Here is a 1,312-nt window from a genome sequence, read left to right as displayed (position 1 = left end):
TGGGGGTCTCTGGGGGGCCGGGCCGGGCGGGCCGTGGGGGGTTGGGTCGCCCGGCCCTGTGTTGGGGGGTTAGGCGGTCTTGTAGGTGTTGAGCTTTTCGATGAGTTCGGCGCGGATGAGGGCGAGGGCCTGGGCCTTGTCGTCGACCTTGGTGATCTGGGTCTGGATGGCTTCGGCGCGCTGGGCGTTGAGGAACTTGGTGTAGGTGGCCTCGCGCTTGGGGGTGGCCTTGTCGGCCTGGTAGGTGGTGACCAGGGCGGTGACGAGGTCGCGGACCTTGTCGAAGGTGTCCGCGCTGGCGTTCTCGGCCGGGGCGCTGGTCTCGAAGGCGGCCCCGAGCATCCGCTTGCGGAACTTCAGCAGCGGCGCGGCCCCGTTGTCCGTCTCGGCGGTCAGGTCGGCCGGGTTGACCAGGTGGCTGCCGACCACGTACGGCAGCTCCATGTCACCGAGCTTCGGGGCGTCGGTCCGCTCGTGGCGGTCGGTGGCGCTGCCCTTGCCGAACTGGACGTTCAGCAGACCCTCGGTCTTCGGGAACAGCTCCCAGTTCGGGTGGAGCACGACCGTGCCGATCGGGAAGGTCCCGTCCTGGAGGACGCGGGACAGGTCGTAGACCGCCTCGCCGTTCTCGCCCGTCTCGACCGCGTACGAGTAGGTGTGACCGGCCGGGGTGGTGAACGTCTGGGTACCGGACATGAAGATCCCTCCAAGGGAGTCAGTAGGTGATTTCTCGGCCGGTTCTTCATTCCCCCGACCTCGTGATAACTACTGTACACATCGAAGCGTGAATACACAACACGGGAACGGGACCACTCCCACACGCTCAACCAAACCAACCCCAAACTAGGAACCTCACACCCCGCCACCCCCGCCCGGCGACCGACCGCACCCACACCCCCGCCCCCACCGGAGCCACCGGCGACCACCCGACCACACCCCCGCGCAACCCCGGATCTAACACCCCCCACGGGTCCGCAACGCGAATCTAACGCCACCCCGGAAACCCACCCCCGCCCAACCCGCGAATCTAACACCCGCCCCGTACGCGCCGATTGGAGCGGCCCCGGATCTGACGCCCCGGGCCACCGGATCTAACCGCCCGTCAAATAGCGAACCCCCGAATCTAACGCCACCCCGCACGCGCCCCAGAAAGCCGCACAGAATCCCGTGAACGCCACACACCCCGAACCCTTCCCCAACCCGCCAAGAGCCCTGTAGGCTGCTGCTACAGCCCACACAGAGGCACCCCGGCCCCGCCGGAGCAGCCCCCCGGGCACGGGAAGCGGACACCCCGTCAATTCCCGCCGCACAA

1 protein-coding gene is annotated in these 1,312 nt (G+C 67.9%); it reads right to left on the bottom strand.

Going from position 1 to position 1,312, the window contains the following annotated elements:
• Window positions 1–69: 69 nt before the first annotated feature.
• The gene (locus tag ACIBEC_RS47805) at window positions 70–696 is read right to left on the bottom strand and encodes a hypothetical protein (RefSeq protein WP_396290932.1); all 627 of its coding nucleotides are present in this window, start codon (window positions 694–696) and stop codon (window positions 70–72) included.
• Window positions 697–1,312: the final 616 nt, after the last annotated feature.

The sequence above is a fragment of the Kitasatospora sp. NPDC051164 genome, assembly GCF_044455625.1.
Lineage (GTDB): Bacteria > Actinomycetota > Actinomycetes > Streptomycetales > Streptomycetaceae > Kitasatospora.
Note: the sequence above shows the minus strand (reverse complement) of the source record. Positions and strands in the feature narration are given on the sequence as shown.

What these genes read in the sequence shown, in the direction of transcription:
- ACIBEC_RS47805 (WP_396290932.1), bottom strand. Translation starts at nt 696, where the DNA reads ATGTCCGGTACCCAGACGTTCACCACCCCGGCCGGTCACACCTACTCG.